The sequence below is a fragment of the Jannaschia seosinensis genome (assembly GCF_001408515.1).
Taxonomy (GTDB): Bacteria; Pseudomonadota; Alphaproteobacteria; order Rhodobacterales; family Rhodobacteraceae; genus Jannaschia; species Jannaschia seosinensis.
Map to the genome: position 1 here is coordinate 1 of NZ_CYPR01000105.1, position 4142 is coordinate 4142.

General features: G+C 63.5%; 2 protein-coding genes and 1 pseudogene. All 3 read left to right on the forward strand.

The genetic code is table 11. From position 1 onward, the window contains the following. Positions 1-475, forward strand: a pseudogene (locus tag JSE7799_RS21015) (IS4 family transposase); the annotation flags it as partial. 253 nt (positions 476-728) lie between these two features. Beyond that, on the forward strand, positions 729-3242 hold the full coding sequence (locus tag JSE7799_RS08465; RefSeq protein WP_055663219.1) for a cation:proton antiporter: 2514 nt from the start codon (positions 729-731) through the stop codon (positions 3240-3242). Between the two features lie 236 nt (positions 3243-3478). Beyond that, positions 3479-4142: IS481 family transposase (locus JSE7799_RS08470; RefSeq protein ID WP_055663220.1), on the forward strand; the 664-nt coding region annotated here is incomplete at its 3' end.

Consider the following 4142-nt stretch of genomic DNA (forward strand, 5'->3'; position numbering starts at 1 on the left):
CAGGGGTGTGCGGGGCTTCACGGCCGTCCTGCCTGGCAGAGCGAGTCACCCTGACCTCGAGCTCCACTTCGGTGCGCGCCGTATCAAGGGCGGCGAGCTTCTCGTGGTGGCTTCGCCCTATCCAGCCACTGGCGCGCACATCCTGCGGCAGTACAAGAAGCGCTGGCTCATCGAGTGCCTGTTCGCCGACAGCAAGACGCGGGGGCTGAACCTGGAGGACACCCGCCTGACGCTCGCGTCCAAGTTGTCTCTGCTCATCGCCATAACCGCTATTGCCATCGCCCTCATCTGCCGTGCTGCAGCCCAGCTCATGGGACACAAATACCCCGCCCGGAAGAAGCACGGATACTGCTCGAAATCCTGGTTCCGGACCGGCTTCGATGAGGTCCGACGATGGATGCGGTCCGGTCCCGAAACGCCTCTCGTCGCCCGAAATCTCGTCGTCCCGAGACGGCTGCGGGTGGGAGTCGTGTAGTCTGGCCTTCTCGTGAATTATCCGGGTTAGTAGGGTGATCTGAAGTCGTTTGGCTGACGCCCGGCTTTCCTATGACGATTTGTGGGCGCATCTCATCTTGGAACCCGGCAAGGTGGCCTTTGTTGCGCCTAATGGTTTAATTTTATTAGGCATTTCAACGCAACAAACATCATCCTCAACCACTGGACTGACTTCGCGCGCGTAGCCTCCATTTTTCCCATACGAGTCGCGATCTGCGTGGTACTTCGGCGCCATGGATATCGTTCTCATCACAACGGTCATCGCGTCGCTCTTTCTCGTCATCGGCGCGGCGGAGCCGCTCGCCGCGCGCCTGCGTCTGCCCTATAGCGTGATCCTCGCCGCCATCGGCATCCTGATCGGATCGGGCGCGACCTTCTTCCTACGTACGGAGCTGACTGACGCGCTCAACCCGATATCCGAAGCCATTCTCGGTCTGCCAATCCGGTCCAACGTCTTCCTCTATGTGTTTCTGCCGACGCTGCTTTTTCAGGCGACTTTGGGGATGAACCTGCGCCGGATGCTCGATGACTGGGTGCCGATCCTGGTGCTGGCCGTCGTGGCGGTGGTCGTGGCTACGTTCAGCATCGGATATGCGCTGGCATCGGTCAGCACGCTCCCGCTGGCGGTGTGTCTGCTTATCGGTGCCATCGTGTCCACGACGGATCCGTCCGCCGTGGTATCGATCTTTCGTTCCATCTCGGCGCCGCGCCGTCTTGCACGGATCATCGAGGGTGAGAGTCTTCTGAACGATGCCGCCGCCATTGCGCTGTTCGGCCTCTTCATGGGGTTCGTGATGCTGGGCGTTCCGGACCCGAACCTCGGCGATGCACTGGCCCGCTTCCCGCTTCTCATTGCCGGCGGTGCGTTAACGGGGTGGCTTGCGGCGCGCTTGGCCGTTTGGATCATGGCACTGTTTGCTCGTCACGAGCTTGCCCAAATCTCGATCTCGGTCGCGCTGCCATATCTCGCCTATATCGGCGCGGAACAGAGCATCGGCGCCTCGGGCGTGATCGCGGTCGTCGTGGCGGGTCTGACGCTGAACCTGACGGGGCCGGGGCGTCTGCCTCCCGTCGCTTGGGCCAACCTTCGTGAGGTCTGGGACGTCCTGGCGCACTGGGCGGGCGCGCTGATCTTCATCCTCGCCGCCTTGCTGATCCCAAGGCTTCTGGAGGAGGTCCGGATCGAGGATTTCCTTCTGATCGGCGTGGTCGTTCTCGCCGCCATCGCGGCTCGGGTGGTGATCCTGTTCGGCCTTCTGCCGCTGCTGGCGTTGTTGCGGGTCTCTCCGCCGGTCGAGCGGCCGTACCGCGTCGCCATCCTCTGGGGTGGCCTTCGCGGCGCGGTCACACTGGCGCTGGCACTGGCGGTCACGGAGAGTTTCCGCGTTCCGGTCGAGGTCAAACGCGTGGTGGGTATCGTTGCCACCGGCTTCACGCTTTTCACGCTGATCGTGCAGGGAACCACGTTGCGGACGGTGATCGGGTGGCTCGGCCTCGACCGCCTCTCCCCGATTGACCACGCGCTGTCGCGGCAGGTCGTGGCCGTGGCGCTCCAGACTGTGCGGGAGGATGTGGCCCGCACGACCGAGAATTATGAGCTGACTCATGATATCGTACGATCCGAGGCAAAGCGGTTCGGGGAAAGACTCGAGGATGCCGTCAAGACGGCCGAGGACAGCGCGGAAATCCTCGATAGGGATCGGGTCACGCTCGGGCTGATCGCTCTTGCAGGGCATGAGCGCGACACGATCCTTTCCCGTATGCGCGAACAAACGATCTCCTCGCGCATGTCCGAACAGGTGCTGTCCGATGCCGATCGGCTGATCGAAGGTGCGCGATCGGGCGGGCGCAGCGGCTATCAGCGGGCAACGCGGCGCAGTGTCTCCTACGGGCGCACCTTTCGGGCGGCGGTGGTTCTGAACAATCGGTTTGGCTTGTCTGCGACGCTTGTCCGAATGACGGCCGATCGCTTCGAATTGCTGCTTTCGCAGCGGCTTGTCCTGCGTGACCTTGGCATCTTCATCGACGGACGCATCCGCCGGATCCATGGACGACGGGTGGCCGACCTCCTGCACGAACTGCTTGCGCGGCGAACAGAAGCTGTGGAGACGGCGCTGGAGGGGCTGCGTCTTCAATATCCGGGTTATGCCGAGGAGCTTGAACGGCGCTTCATCCGGCGGACCGCGCTGCGGCTTGAGGAGCGGGAATATACCGCGATGCGTGAGGACGGGCTGATCGGGGCCGAGGTTTTCACCGCGCTGATGCAGGACCTTGCGGCACGCCGTGCCGCTGCGGAGTATCGCCCGCGCCTCGACATCGCCCTTCAACGGGTCGAACTTGTCCGACAGTTTCCGCTATTCGCGGATCTCGACGAGCGCGCGCTGAAGCGCCTCGGTCGCGTTCTTCAGACCCGCTACATTAACGCCGGCGAGATCATGGTGCGCAGGGACAGCGCGGTGAGAAGCGTATTCTTCATCGCCTCCGGGGCGGTCGAGCTGGAGAGCGCGGGACAGACTTGGCGCCTTGGGCGCGGCGAGATGTTCGGCCAGTTGACGATCCTGATGCAGAAGCCGCGTCGTGTGGAGGTGCGGGCCATTGCGCCGTCGACGCTTTTGATGCTCGACGAAGACCGCTTCCGCCGCCTCCTCAAGAGGAGCATAGCGCTTCAGGAGGCTGTGCGATCAAGTGCGCAGAAGCGGGGGATCGAGCCGGAGGGGCTTGTGTCTTCCGCGCAAGAAGCGGCGTAAGATGCGATCGCTCCCGACAATTTTCACCTAGCTGCGACAGAAACCGGTGCGCTGTCTAAGCCAGACGGAGCCGGTTGAGAATTTTCCCGAAGTGCGGATTTCCATCTTGCGCAGAAGAGTGGACGCGGTCGGTTGGGGCGTAGGTGTTCCGTCCCGGATGATCACCTTTCCCCGCGACGATCCGCGCTCTTCATGGCAAGATCGGTTCTGAGGGACCTTCGAGACGGGGCACGACCATGCTGATACATCTTCACAAGCAGGCCACGACCACGCCGAAGGTGCGGGCGGCGATCCAGGCGAGCACGGAGCCTGCTCCGGTCCTGGCCGAGCGCTTCGGCATAACGGAGCAGACCGTTTACAAGTGGCGCAAGCGCGACAGCGTCGCGGATCGCAGCCACACGCCGCACAGGCTCCAGACGACGCTGACACCACCGCAAGAGGCCGTCGCGGTGGCCCTGCGAAAGGCGCTGCTGGTGTCGCTGGATGATCTGCTGGCGGTTGTGCGGGAGTTCCTGAACCCGAACGCCTCGCGCTCGGGGCTGGACCGCTGCCTGCGCCGGCATGGCGTGGGGAACCTGCGCGACCTGAAGACCAAGGCGGCCAAGCCGAAGCACAGCGCCTTCAAGGCCTACGAGCCGGGCTACCTCCACATCGACGTGAAGTACCTGCCGCAAATGGCCGATGAGACCCGCCGCCGTTACCTCTTCGTGGCCATCGACCGGGCGACCCGATGGNTCTTCATCCGTGTCTTCCCGNCAAAGACCGCGGCCAACGCACGGCGCTTCCTGCGCGATCTGGAGCGCGCCTGCCCGATCCGCATCCGCACCATTCTCACCGACAATGGCAAGGAGTTCACCGACCGCCTTTTCGGCCTGCGCAAGCGGACTGCCACGGGAGAGC

Excerpts from the sequence above, each read along its gene's own strand:
- JSE7799_RS08465 (WP_055663219.1), top strand. The coding sequence starts at position 729 with ATGGATATCGTTCTCATCACAACGGTCATCGCGTCGCTCTTTCTCGTC.